Consider the following 15,969-nt stretch of genomic DNA (forward strand, 5'->3'; position numbering starts at 1 on the left):
CTGAATTCGCTCGGGTAAGCAAAGATTACTTACAGAAACTGACATCACTAGAGGCTGCGGGTATTCCCTGCCTCTGGAGAGGCACCAAAAGCCCTTTGTTTCAATATGGTTAATTGGTCGCGGGCCTGGGCTGCGGCCTCGAATTCGAGGTTGCGCGCTGCCTCCAGCATCTGCTTTTCCAGGCGCTTGATTTCCTTGGCAATCTCTTTCTCGGACATGTCCTCGACCTGGGCGCGGCTCATCGCCACCTGCTGGGCGCGGTCCATGTCGTCACTGGCCTTGGTGCTGTAGACGCCATCGATCAAATCACGCACTTGCTTGACAATGCTGCGCGGCACGATGCCATGCTCCGCATTGAAGGCCATCTGCTTCTCGCGGCGGCGGCTGGTCTCGTCCATCGCCTTGCGCATCGAGTCGGTAATGCGGTCGGCATAGAGGATGGCCTTGCCGTTCATGTTGCGCGCCGCACGGCCAATCGTCTGGATCAGGCTGCGCTCGGCGCGCAGAAAGCCTTCCTTGTCCGCATCCAGAATCGCCACCAGCGAGACCTCGGGGATATCCAGGCCTTCGCGCAGCAGGTTGATCCCCACCAGCACATCAAAAGTGCCCAGGCGCAGGTCGCGGATGATCTCGACGCGCTCCACCGTCTCCACATCGGAGTGCAGGTAGCGTACCTTCACGCCGTTGTCGGTCAGGTACTCGGTCAGTTGCTCGGCCATGCGCTTGGTCAGGGTGGTGATCAGCACCCGCTCATGGACCTTCACCCGTGCATGGATTTCCTGCAGCACATCGTCCACTTGGTGGGTGGCGGGCCGCACTTCCACTTCGGGGTCGACCAGGCCGGTGGGCCGCACCACCTGCTCGACGATCTTGCCCGCATGGGTTTTCTCGTATTCAGCCGGCGTGGCCGAGACAAACACCACCTGGCGCATGCGCTGCTCGAACTCACCAAACTTGAGCGGGCGGTTGTCCAGCGCGCTGGGCAGGCGAAAGCCATACTCCACCAAGGTGGTCTTGCGCGCCTTGTCACCGTTGTACATGGCGTTGAGCTGGCCGATCATCTGGTGGCTCTCATCGAGAAACATCAGCGCGTCCTTGGGCATGTAGTCGGTCATCGTCGGCGGCGGGTCGCCCGGCGCCGCGCCCGAGAGGTGGCGGCTGTAGTTCTCAATGCCCTTGCAGTGCCCCACCTCGGTCAGCATCTCCAGGTCAAACCGGGTGCGCTGCTCCAGGCGTTGGGCTTCGACCAGCTTGCCCTCACCCACCAGCTGCTTGAGGCGCAGCGCCAGCTCTTCCTTGATGGTCTCGACGGCCACCAGCACCTGGTCGCGCGGCGTCACATAGTGGCTGCTGGGGTAGATGGTGAAACGCGGCACCTTCTGGCGCACGCGGCCGGTGAGCGGGTCAAACAGCTGCAGGCTTTCGACCTCGTCGTCAAACAGCTCGATGCGCACCGCCATCTCGCTGTGCTCGGACGGAAACACATCGATGGTGTCGCCCCGCACGCGGAAGGTACCGCGCGAGAAATCCGCATCATTGCGCTTGTACTGCATGCGCACCAGCTGGCCAATCGCATCGCGCTGGCTCAGCTCGTCGCCCACGCGCAGGATGAAGCGCATCTTGGTATAAGACTCGGGCGAGCCGATACCGTAGATGGCCGAGACGGTGGCCACCACGATGGTGTCGCGGCGCTCGAGCACACTCTTGGTGGCCGACAGCCGCATCTGCTCGATGTGCTCGTTGATTGCGCTATCCTTTTCGATGAACAGGTCGCGCTGGGGCACATAGGCCTCGGGCTGGTAGTAGTCGTAGTAGCTGACGAAGTACTCCACCGCGTTCTTCGGAAAGAACTCGCGGAACTCGCTGTACAGCTGCGCGGCCAGCGTCTTGTTGGGCGCAAACACGATGGCCGGGCGCCCGGTGCGCGCGATCACATTGGCCATCGTGAAGGTCTTGCCCGAGCCCGTGACACCCAGCAAGGTCTGAAAGGCCTCACCGTCATCAATGCCTTCCACCAGCGCATCGATGGCCGCCGGCTGGTCGCCCGCAGGCGGATACGGCTGGAACAAGGTGAAGGGCGAGCCCGGATATTGGATGAATTCCCCCTCGCGGGGTGCCTCTGGAGTGACTTCGTGCATAGGTCGGGTATGCCACGCGCGAGCGGGCGTCGCTAGAATACGGGGTTAACCCCAAAGCGTACTGCAAAATTGCGGTGGAGGCGATGGCCTCTTGTTTGGCATTTGGGGGTACAAAGCCAGATTTCTACCTACCAAGGACTACACATGTCTCTTTTCTCTTCCGTCGAAATGGCCCCACGCGACCCGATCCTGGGTCTCAATGAGCAGTATGCCGCCGACACCAACCCGCAAAAAGTGAACCTGGGCGTGGGCGTGTATTTCGACGACAACGGCAAGCTGCCGCTGCTGCAGTGCGTGCAGGCCGCAGAGAAAGCCATGATGGACAAGCCCACGCCCCGTGGCTACCTGCCTATCGACGGTATCGCTGCCTATGACAACGCCGTCAAGGCCCTGGTGTTCGGCGCTGACTCAGAGGTTGTCGCTTCCGGCCGCGTGGCCACGGTGCAAGCCGTGGGCGGCACCGGCGGCCTGAAGATCGGCGCCGACTTCCTGAAGCGCCTCAACCCCCAAGCCAAGGTGCTGATCTCCGACCCGAGCTGGGAAAACCACCGCGCGATCTTCCAGAACGCCGGTTTTGAAGTGGCCAGCTACCGCTACTACGACGCAGCCAACCGCGCCATTGATTTCGACGGCATGATCGCCGACCTGAACGCGGCCGCCGCTGGCACCGTGGTGGTGCTGCACGCCTGCTGCCATAACCCCACCGGCTACGACATCAGCGCCGCCCAGTGGGACAAGGTCATCGAAGTCGTCAAGGCCAAAAACCTGGTCGCCTTCCTGGACATGGCCTACCAGGGCTTTGGCCACGGCATCGCCGAAGACGGCGCCGTGATCGGCAAGTTCATCGCAGCAGGCCTGAACATTTTTGTGTCGACCTCGTTCTCCAAGAGCTTCTCGCTCTACGGTGAGCGCGTGGGCGCGCTGTCCGTGGTTGCCACCGACAAGGAGGAAGCCAGCCGCGTGCTGAGCCAGCTCAAGGTCGTCATCCGCACCAATTACTCCAACCCACCAACCCACGGTGGCGCCGTGGTGGCTGCGGTGCTGAACAACCCCGAGCTGCGCGCGCTGTGGGAAAAGGAACTGGGCGAGATGCGCGTGCGCATCAAGGAAATGCGCCAGAAGCTGGTCGACGGCCTCAAGGCCGCTGGCGTGAAGCAGGATATGGGCTTCATCACCACCCAGATCGGCATGTTCTCGTACTCGGGCCTGAGCAAGGACCAGATGGTACGCCTGCGCTCCGAGTTCGGCGTCTACGGCACGGACACGGGCCGCATGTGCGTGGCTGCGCTCAACAGCAAGAACATCGAGCACGTCTGCGCATCGATCGCCAAGGTCGTCGCCTGAGCGCATAACCGCTCTGCAGCCTGAGCCCGTTGAGGCCCAGGCCAGCGAAAAGCAGCCCGCGCCCTTAGAACCTGTTCAATGTCTCCTCGCGCCGCGACAGTGTCTTTGCGAGATGGGATGCGAGGGGGGCGCCCAGCCGCGCAATACCGCAGCAATAGCCCAGCTATTGCGAGGATTTGCAACGACGCAGACCGCCCCTGCCCGGGCGGCCCTAGCCGGGCGCCCGCAAAGCCACTGTCCATAAGGGTTGGAGTGAAATCGGGCGATTTCTTCGCGCTGGCCCTTGCTTGCACCCCGGTGCAAGCTGCGGACCAGCCCTTCGAACTCATCCCGATTGCACTCCAACGCGGTTGCGTAGAGACTTTGAACAAGTTCTTAGCGGCGCCGGCTGCTTTTTTCATGCGCATGACAGCGCCAGTTCACCGTTGTTTATGACGTAAAGCCGCGGGATTTGAAGCCTTCTCCTACAAACGGCCTTAAAGTGCCTTGGTACGCTTCAGGGCGTATTGGCCAGGGCCGCCTCAACCCGAGGCGCTGGCGTTCACAGCTCAACGGAGAACTACGCATGTCCATCATTGGAACCATTTTCATCGGCCTGATTGTTGGCCTCATTGCACGCGCCATCAAGCCTGGGGACGACAAGATGGGCTGGATCATGACCATCCTCCTGGGCATTGCCGGCTCGCTGCTGGCCACTTACGCCGGCGTGGCGATGGGCTGGTACCAGGAAGGCCAGGCCGCTGGCTGGATTGCCTCCGTCGTCGGCGCCATCATCTTGCTGGTGATCTACGGCCTGGTGCGCAAGCGCTAAGCACCCGGCAGCCTGCGCCAGCCGGGACCACCCGCTGCCGCAGGTTTTTTCCGCTTTTGACCTCACTCCCGAACACCCATGAAACTTGGACGCAAGCCCCGCCCCCTCTCCGCACTGCAACTGGCCGCCCAGACGGGCAACCCTGCGCTGCTGGAGGCGGTTGAGCAGTCCCAGAAGCTGCTGCACCGCAAAGCCTTGATGGCCGCCCTGGCCAGCGCCACGCCGGTGCCCGGGCTCGACATGGCGGTCGATGCAGCCCTGCTGTCGCGGCTGATTCCGCAAATCAGCAATTACTTTGGTCTGAGCGACGAGCAGATTGCGCGCCTGACCCCTGCCAAACGCGCCAAGGTGCAAAACACCGTCAACATGCTCGGCGGTGTGCTGGTGGGCAAGCTGATCACCAAGGATGTGATCCTGCGCGGCGCCAAGGCGCTGGGTATGCGCCTGACGGTGCAGCAGGCCAGCAAATATGTGCCGATTGCCGGCCAGGCGGTGTCGGCTGCCCTGGGCTACGCCACCTTGCGCTACCTGGGCGAGCAGCACCTGCGCGACTGCGTGCGCGTGGCGCATGAAGCGGGGATTGTGCTGCCGGTGGTGTATGCGCCTGCGCTGGACCAGGACAAGCACTAAATCTGCGCCAGACTGGCTCGGCGCTGCGCCGCGCGCCAGTGCATTTCTCCCTCCCCTCCAACGCCTGCGCCATGCCGCTCCAGCAGCTGCACGCTGCCACGGGTAAAATGCCGCATGCTTATAGATTTTGAAGAATCCCAGCTGGTGCTGGTTGACTACCAGGAAAAACTGATGCCCGCCATTTTTGATGGCGCGCAGGTGTTGAAAAACGCCACGCTCCTGGCCCAGGTAGCCCAGCAGTTGCAGGTGCCCGTGTTTGGTACCGAGCAAAACCCCAGCAAGCTCGGCCCCAATGCGGCGCAGCTGCGTGGCCTGTGCAACAAGACCTTGGCCAAGATGTTTTTCAGTGCAGTGCCGGAAGGCCTGAACGAATGGCTGCGCCCTCCCGCCAAACCCCAGGGCGGCAATGCCCGCAGCCTGCCCAAGCACCTGCAAAAGCCCCAGCAAGCCGCGCCTGAGCGCAACAGCATCATCATTGCCGGCTGCGAGGCCCATGTCTGCCTGCTGCAAACTGCGCTGGAGCTGCTCGAAGACGAGTTTGATGTCTGCGTGGTCACCGACGCCTGCAGCAGCCGCACCGAGCGCAACCGCGATGCCGCCTTTGACCGCCTGGCCGGCGCCGGCGCCGAGTTGGTCACCACCGAGATGGTCATCTTCGAATGGCTGCGCAGTTGCGAGCACGAAGACTTCCGCGATATCTTGCAGATGGTCAAGTAAGACCTTGCTGGAGCCTGCCCAGCAAGTCGCCCACCCAGGCTGCCAGGAGGCAGCCTTTTTAACGCCAGTACCCCGCGCCGCTTTTATATATATATAGCGGGGGGCGCATGACTGAGACCCTACCCCACGGCGCAAACCAGACAACCAGCACCGCGCAGGCAACAAAAAAGCCTCCCGAAGGAAGCTTGGTTCGCTTGCAGCGCCTGACGCACAGGGCAAGGCGCTCAGTTCACACGCATATTGGCCTTGGACATCACGCGGCCGATCAGGTCCTGCGCTTCCGCACCATCGAGGTTGACCTGCTGCATCAGCTTGGTACGCGCCTCATCGCTCAGCTCTACCCGGCGGGCGCCGTCAAAGCGCTTTTCCCAGTAGGCAATATCCATGCTCTCGACCCGAACGGTCTTGCCAGTGCGGGGCGAGTGGATGAACTTGCCATCGCCCATATAGATCCCCACATGGCTGAAAGCCCGGCGCATGGTGTTGAAGAACACCAGATCACCGGGCTTGAGCTCCGCTTTATCAATCTTGTCGGTCGCAGCCGCCTGCTCTTCTGCGCGGCGCGGCAGGATCTTGCCCCAGCTCTCCGCATACACGGCGCGTACCAGACCACTGCAATCAAAACCCGTCTCTGCGCTGTTACCGCCACGGCGGTAAGGCACGCCAATGAGGCTCAGCGCATTGCTGATCAGCACATTGGCCTGATCCTTGACCTGGTGATGCACCGAATCGAGCTTGGACAGACTGCTTTGGCCAATGCCCAGCAGCAAATCCAGATCGGATGGCTTGTGTTCGCTCTCGGGGGCGGCATGTGCGCTGACAGACGCGGCGACGATGAGGGTGCAAATCCATTTCGGTGACATAGCGGGCGACTTTAGCACGGTTTATTTTGAAGACAATTCATAAATATGTAACAAAATCCAAACCAGTTATTCCCCAAATTACCGGGGTTTTCCCGTGGAATTTTGCGAAATTATGCATGAGCTCAGGCTCAAGTACTCCATAACTAATTGTTTTTATTGATTTTCTGCAACTCATCAAGCTTTCACACAGAACCCTTGGTTGTTTCTATATGCAACCATAGTTACTACGCCAGAGACTGTAAAGATATTCCTACAGGCCTGCGGCGCAGCTCCGGCTTTCGCTTGTTGACAGTTATGCAAGAGTCATGCCATCAAGGCCTCTAGCTGCATCGCCTCATGGGTAGCGAGTAGGCCTATGCAAGGGTGGGCACGATGCAGTACAAAGCAGCAATCCCTGCCAACTTTCCTCAGGTCCTGCAATGCTCATCCACGGCGCATGCCACTGCCAAGCGGTTCGTTTTACCGCCTTGATCGACTCCAGCTAGGGATGCTCTGCAAAACCATCGCCAAGCGGGATGGGCGCGGATCGGGATGAGCCGCAAGGCGTCCTTTGCAGTCAATAGCGAGCTATTGACAAGGAAGACAACGCAGCGGATCGCCCGAGCCCGCGTTCAGACCACGGCAGGGAGTTTTGCAGAGGATCCCTGGGTCAGCGTATGCCATTGCAGCGACTGCCACGTGCTGTCGGGCGCGCCGATGCGGGCGATTGTCAGTGCCGCGATCGCCGATTTCTCGCTGCAAGGCACGATCCAGACCTATACCAAGACCGCGCAAAGCGGCCAGCGCCGCGACCAGGTCTTCTGCCCCGTCTGCGCAACGCCACTGTATGGCTGCGCCGCGCAGAACCCGGAGTTCGTGGTGATCCGCCTGGGCTGCGTGGAAGAGCGCGCGCAGCTGCCGCCACAGCGGCAGATCTGGAGTGCATCAGCGATGCCCTGGCTGGCTGACTGCGTGGCGCCATCCGGGGCGGCATGAGCCCTGCAGAGTTGCTGCAGGCCGCACCCTGGGTCTGCGACAATCGCGGAATGCCTCGCCAGTTTGAATTTGCCGACTCCGAAATCAGCCGCATCCACCGCACTGCCGAAGGCTGCAGCATCGAATTCTCAGCCGCGCTGATCAGCGAGCGCCAGGGGATCGAGACCCAGCGCCGCTACAGCAATGGTCTGCGCCTGGTGCTGAACCCCTGCCCGCCCGCGCTCGCGCATGAAGCGCAAGCCTTTGGCTTGCTGGCCAGCGGCTGGCTGCAGCTGGGCGAGCAACGGCTCAGCACGCTGCCAATGCCCAGCGATTTTCAGGCAGAGACGCTCTGCCTGCAGCTGCAGTTTGCCAATGGGCTGCAATTGCAGCTGGGCGGCAATAGCCTGCGCTGCGAAGCCAGCGCGCAGGCCCTGCAGGTGGAGTTGCTGGCATGCTGAAGCCCGCAGCGCCCAAGGTCTTGGTCAGTGGCTGCCTGCTGGGCCAGCCCGTGCGCTATGACGGCAGCCACAAAAGGGCGCAACACACAGTGCTCGATCGCTGGCTCGCGCAGCAGCAGGTGGTCAGCCTCTGCCCCGAGATGGCCGCAGGCCTGCCAACGCCCCGATTGCCAGCCGAAATCGTTGGTGGCACCAGCATCGCGGTGCTGCGCCATGCGGCCCAGGTGCGCGACAGCGCGGGCAACGATGTGACTGCCGCCTTTTTGCACGGCGCCCAATTGGCACTGCAACTGGTGCAGCGCCATGGCATCCGCGTCGCGGTACTCAAGGAGTTCAGCCCTACATGCGGCTCCAGCCAGGTCTATGACGGGCAGTTTGCCGGCCGCACCGTGCCCGGCGAAGGCCTGGCCTGCAGCCTGCTGCGCCAGGCCGGCGTCGCTGTCTTCAGCGAGAACCAATGGGACGAAGCCGCAGCGCACCTGGAGGCCTATGCTGCTTGAAGGCACCTTACAATCCTGGAACGACGAGCGCGGCTTTGGCTTTATCGCCCCCGATGGCGGCGGCCCCAGGTGTTTGTGCATATCTCCGCCTTCCAAAACCCTGCCGCCCGGCCCCAAGCCCGCCAGCGGCTGAGCTATGTGCTGGACAAGCCCGCAGGCGACAAACCCCGGGCCAGCCGCGCCCGCGTGCTGGGCGCGGGCGCACCAGGCGCAGCGGCATCGCCCGCTTCGCATACCGCACGCCCACGGGCCGCAGCTGCGCGCACTCAGCGCCAGGCTACCAGTGCCGCCAGATCAGGCCCATCCGGCGGGGCAGTCCTGCTGCTGATCCCCACATTGGCGATTCTGCTGCTGGGATTGGGCCTGTGCTTTGGCTCCACCTGGCGCGCTGCAGGCTGGTATGTGTTGGCCTCGCTCGTCACCTTTGCCTGGTATGCCTGGGACAAGGCTGCCGCGCAGCAGGGGCATTGGCGCACCCCTGAAAAGCATTTGTGGCTGCTGGGTTTGCTGGGCGGATGGCCGGGGGCCTTGCTGGCCCAGCGCTGGCTGCGCCACAAATCCAGCAAGCGGGATTTTCTGCAGGTGTTCTGGCTGGCGGTGTTGCTCAACCTGGTCGCGCTGTGCCTGCTGCTTTCGCCGCTGGGCCAGCGATTCGGGCTGCCGACGTTCTGACGCCCAATCAGGCCTAAACAGCCAGCTGCCTGATCTGCGCGGCCAACTCGCCAATGCGCGCGTCCGACAGGTCATCCGTCTGCAGGCTTTGGCGCGAAGCCCAGTGGGCAAAATTGCGCGCCTGGCTGCGCTCGTAATGCGGGTCGTAGTGCAGGTCCATCAACTCGGCAAACAGCGGCGCGAGCTCGCCTTGCGCTGCCCAGCCTTGCCAGCGGCCGACCACCTCCTTGCCCTGCAGCTCCTTGAGATAGCCCAGCTTGGTGGCCAGCACACCGGCATCGGCACCCAGGTAGGCATAGTCGCGAAGCAGATAGTCCAGGCGCGCCTGCGCTGAGGCCTGCACTTCGATGACGGGTGCCTGGCGCATATGCTCGACCAGCGCCATCGGCACGGAGATGCGGCCGATCTTGGCGCTTTCGCCTTCGATAAACACAGGGCGCTCCAGATCGAACTGGCCGATCTGCGTGGCCAGCAAGGTCTCGAAGTGCTTCTGGCTCGGCTGCTCTACACCAGGCAGCTGGCCCAGCAGCGAGCCCTTGTGGCTGGCATAGCCTTCCAGGTCAATCACCTGCGCGCCCTGCTCGGCCAGCGCATGCAGCACCCGCGTTTTGGCGCTGCCGGTGGCGCCACACAGCACCTGCAAGCGCAGGCGCGGTACCAGTGACTCCAGCCGCTCGATCACATGGCCGCGAAAGCCCTTGTAGCCGCCTGCCAGCTGCTGCGCATCCCAGCCCACCAGGCGCAACCAGGTCACCATCGAGCCGCTGCGCAGGCCACCGCGCCAGCAATAGACCAGCGGCTTCCAGTTCGCGGGCCGGTCATGGAAGGTGTCGTGCAGGTGGCGCGCCAGATTGGCGCTCACATAGGCAGCGCCCAGGCGCTTGGCCTCAAAGGGGCTGACTTGCTTGTAGATGGTGCCGATCTGGGCGCGTTCTTCGTTGCTGAGCACCGGGCAGTTGATCGCCCCGGGGATATGGTCGAGTGCGAACTCGGCAGGGGAGCGGGCGTCGACGATGGTGTCAAACTTGTGGATGTCGCTGATGCGAACAGGCTGGCGATGGGACATAAGGCAGATGCTGGCAGCGATGTGCCAGTTCAAGGATCAGGGCAAGTGCCGCAGACAACCCAGAGGTTGCGCGGCCACTGCGCAGAGTGATCGAGCCTCGATACAGCCATCGCAAGCCGGTGCGGTCGGTTGACCAGCGCCGGGCCTGCGCTGCGCGAAAAAAGTGATTATCCCATGGCAGCGTGGGCTGTTGTGGGTGGTGCACGGCTAGTGGTGCACGGCGAGTGGCGCACGGCGAGTGGCGCGCGGCCAGCGGCCTCAGCCTTCTACCGGATTCGCCGGCGTTTGCAAAAGCAATTGGTACAAGGCCAGGTCCAGCCATCTCCCAAATTTAAAGCCCACCTGGGGCATCAGGCCGACCGACTTGAAACCCAGCCGTTCATGCAAGGCGATCGAGCCGGCATTTGCCGCATCGATGGCGCCGACCAGCGCATGCACATCGTGCTTGCGCGCCTCGTCAATGATGGCCTCCATCAGCTGCAGACCCAGGCCCTGGCCGCGCTGATCGGCGCGCACATAGACCGAATGCTCCATCGTGTACTTGTAGGCCGGGTAGGCGCGGAAGGCACCATAGCTGGAAAAGCCCAGCAACTCGCCGGCGGCATCCTCGATGCCGATCACCGGGTAGCCGCCTTGCAGCTTGGTATCAAACCAGGTACGCATATGGCCCGCATTGCGCGGCTGGTAGTCATACAGCGCCGTGCTGTTGACAATGGCGTCGTTCAGAATCGCCAAAATTGCTGGCGCATGCCGGTCATGGGTACAGCGCACCCAGTGTCTCTCAGTCATCGATCTCTCCAGGAAAAACTACAGGCAAGGCCGGCAGGGAGGCGCCCAGCGCCGCTAGCGCCAGCAAATAGCGGGCGGACTCGGTGCCGGGGTTGCTAAATACCAGGGTTTGGTTGAGCACCATCGCCAGGCAGTCTCCCGCCTGCAAATGCCAGCTTTGCGTGCCCAGGCTCAGCTGCAGCTCGCCTTGCAGCAGCCACAGCTGCTGGTGCAGCGGCTGGCTGCGCAGGCCGTTGTCAAAGGCCACGCGCTGGCCGGGCGGAAACACCACCTCCACCATCTCGAACGGCGCAGGAAACCCCACCGGGCTCAGCTGCCGGCGTTCATAGCCGGTGGCAGGATCACGCCAGCGCGGCTGGACAGCTGCGCGCGCCAGGGGCTGGGGCGCTTGCGCCTGGCGCTCATCGGCAAACAGCGCTGCCAGCGGCACCTGCAAGGCCTGGGCCAGCTTGCCCAGCACGGCGGCGGTGGCGCTGGTCTGCCCACGCTCAATCAGTGAAATCATCGAGCGGCTGACACCGCTGCGCTGCGCCAGCACCTCCAAGGTGTAGCCACGCTGTTTGCGCAGGGTGCGCACCTTGGCAGAGAGCAACTCGTCAACCGTCATACACCCACTTTATCAGAAATTAATTCCTGTATATTGGATTTTTAAGCGATACGCGGGTATTGCCACCTGGCAAGTGGCGCACTGGGTGAGAGACATGCTGCTGGCGCTTTAAGGAATTTGGCGGCGCAACGCCTCGAAGAACAAGGTGGACTGCAGGCGCTCACCATTGGCCTGCTCGGCCACACGCGCGGCCAGCGCCGGATCGCAGGGCGCCAGCGGCACGCCGGTCGATTGCGCCAGCACCTGGGCCTGGCAGGCGCGCTCCAGGTAGTACAGATCGTCAAACGCATAGTCCATGCGCTCACCGCAGACGATGATGCCGTGGTTGCCCAAAAAGCTGATGTCCGCGCCCTGCATGGCCTGCGCAATGCGCTCGCCTTCGCGGTCGTCGAGCGCAAAACCGTTGTACTGGGCGTCAACTGCCAGGCGGCCATGGAAGCGCATGGCGTTCTGGCTCAAGGTGGTGTCCAGCGCGCGCTGCGCCGTCAAGGTCAAGGCCGTGGCATAAGGCATGTGGGTGTGCAGTACGCAGGTCTTGCGCGCAATGCGGTGCACGGCAGCATGGATGAACATCGCCGTGGGCTCGACCACATGGCCGCCCGCCACCACGGCCCCCTGCGCGTCCACCATCACCACATCGTCCGCCTGGATCTCGCCCCACATCAGGCCGCGCGGGTTCAGCAAGAAATGCTGGCCATCGGGCAGCGCCATGCTGAAATGGTTGCACACGCCCTCACCCAGGCCAAAGTGTGCAGCAGCACGCAAGGCCAGCGCCATGTCCTCGCGCATGCGCAGCACATCGGGGCGGATAAACAGGGGGTGGGAAAGATCGGCAGGCGCAAAGGGAGCGTTCATGGGACGGGGGGAATCGAATGGAATCTGCGCAGTATGTCGTCTGAGCACTGGCCCGGCAATGGGGAAAGCGACAGCAACCACCCGCACGCAAAAAAGCCCGCCATCGATCGATGGGCGGGCTCGCTTGTGCAGCACCAGCGCGCAAGGGCTGGGTAGCTGCGCTTATTGGATCAGGTTGACGCCGGTCTTGGACTGCACATCGTCAAAGCTCACTTCGGGGGCCAGCTCAACCACCTTCAGGCCTTCGGGCACCACATCAAACACACCCAGGTCGGTAATGATGCGGTCCACCACGCCCACGCCAGTCAATGGCAGGGTGCAGTCCTTCAAGATCTTCAGGTCGGTGGTGCCGTCCTTCTTCTTGGCCACATGTTCCATCAGCACGATGACGCGCTTGACGCCGGCGACCAGGTCCATCGCGCCGCCCATGCCCTTGACCATCTTGCCTGGAATCATCCAGTTGGCCAGGTCACCCTTTTCGGACACCTGCATGGCGCCCAGGATGGACAGGTTGATCTTGCCGCCACGGATCATCGCAAAGGACTGGTCCGAGCTGAAGATGGACGAGCCGGCAATTGTGGTCACCGTCTGCTTGCCGGCATTGATCAGGTCGGCGTCGATGGCTTCTTCCGTTGGGAAGGGGCCGATGCCCAGCATGCCGTTTTCCGATTGCAGCCACACTTCCTTGTCACCGGTGTGGTTGGCCACCAAGGTAGGAATGCCGATACCGAGGTTCACATAGAAGCCGTCTTCCAGCTCTTGCGCCGCACGTGCGGCCATTTGGTCTTGGGTCCAAGGCATGACTGGCTCCTTAGTGCTTTTCGGTGATGGTGCGCTTTTCGATGCGCTTCTCGGGGGTGGCGTTGAGCACCAGGCGGTGCACATAGATGCCCGGCAGATGGATCTCGTCGGGCTTCAAGGCGCCCACTTCGACAATCTCCTCGACCTCGACGATGCAAACCTTGCCGCAGGTGGCCGCTGCCGGGTTGAAGTTGCGTGCCGTCAGGCGGAACTGCAGGTTGCCGCTCTTGTCCGCGCGCCAGGCCTTGACCAGCGACACGTCAGCGACGATGGAGCGCTCCATCACATAGGTTTCGCCGTCAAACTCGCGCAGCTCCTTGCCTTCGGCCACTTGCGTGCCCACACCAGTCTTGGTGAAGAAGGCGGGGATGCCGGCGCCGCCAGCACGCATCTTCTCGGCCAGGGTGCCTTGCGGGGTGAATTCCAGCTCCAGCTCGCCGGCCAGGTACTGGCGCTCGAACTCCTTGTTTTCGCCCACATAGGATGCAATCATCTTCTTGATCTGGCGCGTCTCCAGCAGCTTGCCCAGGCCAAAACCATCGACACCGGCATTGTTCGATGCCACCGTCAGGTCCTTGACACCGCTGTCGCGCAGCGCTTCGATCAAGGCCTCGGGAATCCCGCAAAGGCCAAAGCCGCCCACGGCCATTAACTGCTTGTCTGCCACCACGCCTTTGAGCGCGTCCGCAGCACTGGGGTAGATCTTGTTCACACTTGTCTCCTGATAAGAAGGGCTTGTATCGCCAATCAAGCATACTACGTATTAGGATACGTAGTATTTCGTAAAGGGGACAATTTTTGCCATGGCAGTGACACCACTCGACTACCGACAAGCCTTCGAAATGGCGCCTGTGGGCCTGGTGGTGTCCCACCGGCGGGTCATGATCGACTGCAATGAGCAGGTCTGCGACATGTTCCGCACCTCGCGCGAGCTGATGATGGGCCAGTCCTTTCAGATCCTCTACCCCAGCGCCGACGAGTTCGAGCGCCTGGGCCGGCGCATCGCGCCCATCATGGGCACGCATGGCCTGTACTCGGACAACCGCATCATGAAGCGCGCCAATGGCGAGATGTTCTGGTGCCACGTGATGGGCCGCGCCTTCAACCGCGAGGACCCGCATGAAGGCGGCGTCTGGAGCTTTGAGGACCTGAGCGCGCTGCGCCCGGTGCGCGCCGAGCTCACGGCCCGCGAGCGCGAGGTGGCCGCCCATCTGCTCGAAGGCATGACCAGCAAGGAAATTGGCCGGGGACTGGGCATCAGCCACCGCACGGTCGAGATCTACCGCACCCGGCTGATGCGCAAATATGGCGCGGATTCATCGGCCGAGCTGGTGCAAAAGCTGCTGGCCGGGGGCAGCTCGCTCGATATCGTGCTGGGACCGGACGATATCTGAACCCGGCACAAGAACTTGCTCGGCGCTGCCGAGCAAGGTTCTTTCAGTGCAGCTTCATGCGGCCCGATACGCGCTGCTGCAGCAAACGGGCCAGCGCCAGCACCGCCGTCTTGCCAGTGCCCAAAATGGCGCGGTGGTGCATCAGGTGCAAGGACATATACATCCACTTGGCAATGAGGCCCTGCACAAAAAAGTTCTTGCCCGAGAGCCCTCCCATCAGATTGCCCACGCCCTTGTTGTCGCCCAGCGAGACCAGCGAGCCAAAGTCCTGGTAGACAAACACTTCGTTGAACGAGCGCTGCTTGAGCGCGGCAAACAGCAGCTTGCACAAATAGCTGCCCTGCTGGTGCGCGGCTTGGGCGCGGGCCGGCACAGTCTTGCCTTCCGTCCAGGTGGCAGCGGCGCAGTCGCCCATCGCATAGATGCGGCTGGCACTGGTGCGCAGGTGGTCATCGACGACAAACTGGTTGATACGGTTGACTTCCAGCCCCAGGCGCGCATTGCTGTCGGCTGCCTTGATGCCTGCGGCCCAGACGATCAGATCGGCCGGCACCTCGCCGTTGGACGTGATCACCTGGCCCTGCGCCAGCGACTGCACACGCGTGCCGGTCATCACCCGCACGCCCTTGCGCTCCAGCGCCACACGGGCCTGCTCCGAGATACGGGGCGGCAGCCCGCCCAGAATCCGCTCGCCGCCTTCGATCAGGCTGATATCGAGCCGGAAGCGCTGGCTGTCCGACAGGCTCTCGAGCAGCATCTGGTGCGCCTCGATCAGCTCGGCCGACAGCTCCACACCCGTGGCACCGGCGCCCACAATGGCGACCGCCAGCGAGCGCGGCTCGGCATACGAGGCATGGGCACAGGCGCCAAGCCAGTCGGCATGGAAGCGCTGCGCATCGCGCACGCTCTCGAGCAGATAGGCGTGCTCGATACCTGGGGTGCCAAAAGAATTGGAGCCACTGCCCATCGCCAGCACCAAATGCTGGTAGCTGATGCCGCGCTCAGGCACCACCTGCTTGCCCGCATCGTTGATGACCGGCGCCAGCACAATGCTTTGCTTGGCGGCATCGAGCCCCATGCATTCGCCCATCGCAAAGCTGAAATGGTTGCGGCGTGCCAGCACGGTATAGGACAGGCCTTCCTGGTGCGCATCGAGCGTGCCCGCTGCCACTTCGTGCAAGGTGGGCTTCCAGATGTGGAAAGGCATTTTGTCCACCAGCAAGACCCGCTCGCGCCCTTCGCGCGCACCCAGTTTGCGCCCCAGTTGTGCGGCCAGTTCCAGTCCACCTGCACCGCCGCCCACAATCACCACGTCATAGTGCATGTACGATTCCTCAAAAGATGGCTGCCATTGTTGACCATTGCCA

Annotated in this window: 18 protein-coding genes; 9 read left to right on the forward strand and 9 right to left on the reverse strand. The window is 62.6% G+C overall.

Annotated elements, in window-relative coordinates; genetic code table 11:
- Positions 1–47: 47 nt before the first annotated feature.
- Positions 48–2,138 (reverse strand): excinuclease ABC subunit UvrB, encoded by a 2,091-nt coding sequence (uvrB, locus tag F0Q04_RS14735; protein WP_182341656.1) that lies wholly within the window; start codon positions 2,136–2,138, stop codon positions 48–50.
- A 144-nt stretch (positions 2,139–2,282) separates the two neighbouring features.
- Between uvrB and F0Q04_RS14740 the strand changes: the two genes are divergently transcribed.
- From F0Q04_RS14740 to F0Q04_RS14755, 4 genes are all read left to right on the forward strand, one after another.
- The gene (locus tag F0Q04_RS14740) at positions 2,283–3,482 is read left to right on the forward strand and encodes an amino acid aminotransferase (protein ID WP_021025853.1); all 1,200 of its coding nucleotides are present in this window, start codon (positions 2,283–2,285) and stop codon (positions 3,480–3,482) included.
- A 565-nt stretch (positions 3,483–4,047) separates the two neighbouring features.
- The gene (locus F0Q04_RS14745) at positions 4,048–4,293 is read left to right on the forward strand and encodes a GlsB/YeaQ/YmgE family stress response membrane protein (RefSeq protein ID WP_116923983.1); all 246 of its coding nucleotides are present in this window, start codon (positions 4,048–4,050) and stop codon (positions 4,291–4,293) included.
- Positions 4,294–4,371: 78 nt separating this feature from the next.
- Positions 4,372–4,923 (forward strand): hypothetical protein, encoded by a 552-nt coding sequence (locus tag F0Q04_RS14750; RefSeq protein WP_116923984.1) that lies wholly within the window; start codon positions 4,372–4,374, stop codon positions 4,921–4,923.
- Positions 4,924–5,037: 114 nt separating this feature from the next.
- The gene (locus tag F0Q04_RS14755) at positions 5,038–5,640 is read left to right on the forward strand and encodes an isochorismatase family protein (RefSeq protein WP_116923985.1); all 603 of its coding nucleotides are present in this window, start codon (positions 5,038–5,040) and stop codon (positions 5,638–5,640) included.
- 224 nt (positions 5,641–5,864) lie between these two features.
- Here F0Q04_RS14755 and F0Q04_RS14760 read toward each other — a convergent pair whose 3' ends face one another.
- Positions 5,865–6,503, reverse strand: a complete 639-nt coding sequence (locus F0Q04_RS14760) for a C40 family peptidase (RefSeq protein WP_116923986.1) — start codon at positions 6,501–6,503, stop codon at positions 5,865–5,867.
- 531 nt (positions 6,504–7,034) lie between these two features.
- Here F0Q04_RS14760 and F0Q04_RS14765 point away from each other — a divergent pair.
- From F0Q04_RS14765 to F0Q04_RS14780, 4 genes are all read left to right on the forward strand, one after another.
- Positions 7,035–7,478 carry a GFA family protein gene (locus F0Q04_RS14765; RefSeq protein WP_182341658.1) on the forward strand — a complete coding sequence of 148 codons (444 nt, stop codon included), beginning with the start codon at positions 7,035–7,037 and terminating at the stop codon, positions 7,476–7,478.
- 50 nt (positions 7,479–7,528) lie between these two features.
- The gene (locus tag F0Q04_RS14770; RefSeq protein WP_182341661.1) at positions 7,529–7,918 is read left to right on the forward strand and encodes a hypothetical protein; all 390 of its coding nucleotides are present in this window, start codon (positions 7,529–7,531) and stop codon (positions 7,916–7,918) included.
- Positions 7,912–8,418: a DUF523 domain-containing protein gene (locus F0Q04_RS14775; protein ID WP_116923989.1), complete on the forward strand. Its 507-nt coding sequence runs from the start codon at positions 7,912–7,914 to the stop codon at positions 8,416–8,418. The genes F0Q04_RS14770 and F0Q04_RS14775 overlap by 7 nt, the downstream gene beginning before the upstream one ends.
- Positions 8,419–8,493: 75 nt before the next feature.
- Positions 8,494–9,090, forward strand: a complete 597-nt coding sequence (locus F0Q04_RS14780) for a DUF1294 domain-containing protein (RefSeq protein WP_232539356.1) — start codon at positions 8,494–8,496, stop codon at positions 9,088–9,090.
- A gap of 13 nt (positions 9,091–9,103) precedes the next feature.
- Here F0Q04_RS14780 and mnmH read toward each other — a convergent pair whose 3' ends face one another.
- From mnmH to F0Q04_RS14810, 6 genes are all read right to left on the reverse strand, one after another.
- Positions 9,104–10,156 (reverse strand): tRNA 2-selenouridine(34) synthase MnmH, encoded by a 1,053-nt coding sequence (gene mnmH / locus F0Q04_RS14785; RefSeq protein ID WP_182341664.1) that lies wholly within the window; start codon positions 10,154–10,156, stop codon positions 9,104–9,106.
- A gap of 258 nt (positions 10,157–10,414) precedes the next feature.
- On the reverse strand, positions 10,415–10,945 hold the full coding sequence (locus F0Q04_RS14790; protein ID WP_182341667.1) for a GNAT family N-acetyltransferase: 531 nt from the start codon (positions 10,943–10,945) through the stop codon (positions 10,415–10,417).
- On the reverse strand, positions 10,938–11,552 hold the full coding sequence (locus tag F0Q04_RS14795) for a helix-turn-helix domain-containing protein (protein WP_182341670.1): 615 nt from the start codon (positions 11,550–11,552) through the stop codon (positions 10,938–10,940). Before F0Q04_RS14795 ends, F0Q04_RS14790 begins: the two co-directional genes overlap by 8 nt.
- 108 nt (positions 11,553–11,660) lie before the next feature.
- Positions 11,661–12,407: an aldolase gene (locus F0Q04_RS14800; protein WP_116923994.1), complete on the reverse strand. Its 747-nt coding sequence runs from the start codon at positions 12,405–12,407 to the stop codon at positions 11,661–11,663.
- A 162-nt stretch (positions 12,408–12,569) separates the two neighbouring features.
- A complete protein-coding gene (locus F0Q04_RS14805) occupies positions 12,570–13,208 on the reverse strand; it encodes a 3-oxoacid CoA-transferase subunit B (protein WP_116923995.1) in 639 nt (212 codons plus the stop codon).
- A gap of 10 nt (positions 13,209–13,218) precedes the next feature.
- On the reverse strand, positions 13,219–13,920 hold the full coding sequence (locus tag F0Q04_RS14810) for a CoA transferase subunit A (protein ID WP_021025867.1): 702 nt from the start codon (positions 13,918–13,920) through the stop codon (positions 13,219–13,221).
- A 91-nt stretch (positions 13,921–14,011) separates the two neighbouring features.
- Here F0Q04_RS14810 and F0Q04_RS14815 point away from each other — a divergent pair, with 91 nt between their 5' ends.
- Positions 14,012–14,602 (forward strand): PAS and helix-turn-helix domain-containing protein, encoded by a 591-nt coding sequence (locus tag F0Q04_RS14815; protein ID WP_116923996.1) that lies wholly within the window; start codon positions 14,012–14,014, stop codon positions 14,600–14,602.
- Between the two features lie 43 nt (positions 14,603–14,645).
- Here the strand turns inward: F0Q04_RS14815 and F0Q04_RS14820 are convergent, their stop codons facing one another.
- Positions 14,646–15,926, reverse strand: coding sequence for an NAD(P)/FAD-dependent oxidoreductase (locus tag F0Q04_RS14820; protein WP_182341673.1), 1,281 nt, complete (start codon positions 15,924–15,926; stop codon positions 14,646–14,648).
- Positions 15,927–15,969: the final 43 nt, after the last annotated feature.

The organism is Comamonas koreensis (genome assembly GCF_014076495.1).
GTDB classification, from domain to species: Bacteria; Pseudomonadota; Gammaproteobacteria; order Burkholderiales; family Burkholderiaceae_C; genus Comamonas; species Comamonas squillarum.

Excerpts from the sequence above, each read along its gene's own strand:
- F0Q04_RS14765 (WP_182341658.1), top strand. The coding sequence starts at position 7,035 with ATGAGCCGCAAGGCGTCCTTTGCAGTCAATAGCGAGCTATTGACAAGG.
- F0Q04_RS14750 (WP_116923984.1), top strand. The coding sequence starts at position 4,372 with ATGAAACTTGGACGCAAGCCCCGCCCCCTCTCCGCACTGCAACTGGCC.
- F0Q04_RS14815 (WP_116923996.1), top strand. The coding sequence starts at position 14,012 with ATGGCAGTGACACCACTCGACTACCGACAAGCCTTCGAAATGGCGCCT.
- F0Q04_RS14800 (WP_116923994.1), bottom strand. The coding sequence starts at position 12,407 with ATGAACGCTCCCTTTGCGCCTGCCGATCTTTCCCACCCCCTGTTTATC.
- F0Q04_RS14745 (WP_116923983.1), top strand. The coding sequence starts at position 4,048 with ATGTCCATCATTGGAACCATTTTCATCGGCCTGATTGTTGGCCTCATT.
- uvrB (WP_182341656.1), bottom strand. The coding sequence starts at position 2,138 with ATGCACGAAGTCACTCCAGAGGCACCCCGCGAGGGGGAATTCATCCAA.
- F0Q04_RS14795 (WP_182341670.1), bottom strand. The coding sequence starts at position 11,552 with ATGACGGTTGACGAGTTGCTCTCTGCCAAGGTGCGCACCCTGCGCAAA.
- F0Q04_RS14820 (WP_182341673.1), bottom strand. The coding sequence starts at position 15,926 with ATGCACTATGACGTGGTGATTGTGGGCGGCGGTGCAGGTGGACTGGAA.
- F0Q04_RS14805 (WP_116923995.1), bottom strand. The coding sequence starts at position 13,208 with ATGCCTTGGACCCAAGACCAAATGGCCGCACGTGCGGCGCAAGAGCTG.
- F0Q04_RS14790 (WP_182341667.1), bottom strand. The coding sequence starts at position 10,945 with ATGACTGAGAGACACTGGGTGCGCTGTACCCATGACCGGCATGCGCCA.
- F0Q04_RS14775 (WP_116923989.1), top strand. The coding sequence starts at position 7,912 with ATGCTGAAGCCCGCAGCGCCCAAGGTCTTGGTCAGTGGCTGCCTGCTG.
- F0Q04_RS14740 (WP_021025853.1), top strand. The coding sequence starts at position 2,283 with ATGTCTCTTTTCTCTTCCGTCGAAATGGCCCCACGCGACCCGATCCTG.
- F0Q04_RS14770 (WP_182341661.1), top strand. The coding sequence starts at position 7,529 with ATGCCTCGCCAGTTTGAATTTGCCGACTCCGAAATCAGCCGCATCCAC.
- F0Q04_RS14755 (WP_116923985.1), top strand. The coding sequence starts at position 5,038 with ATGCTTATAGATTTTGAAGAATCCCAGCTGGTGCTGGTTGACTACCAG.
- F0Q04_RS14760 (WP_116923986.1), bottom strand. The coding sequence starts at position 6,503 with ATGTCACCGAAATGGATTTGCACCCTCATCGTCGCCGCGTCTGTCAGC.
- mnmH (WP_182341664.1), bottom strand. The coding sequence starts at position 10,156 with ATGTCCCATCGCCAGCCTGTTCGCATCAGCGACATCCACAAGTTTGAC.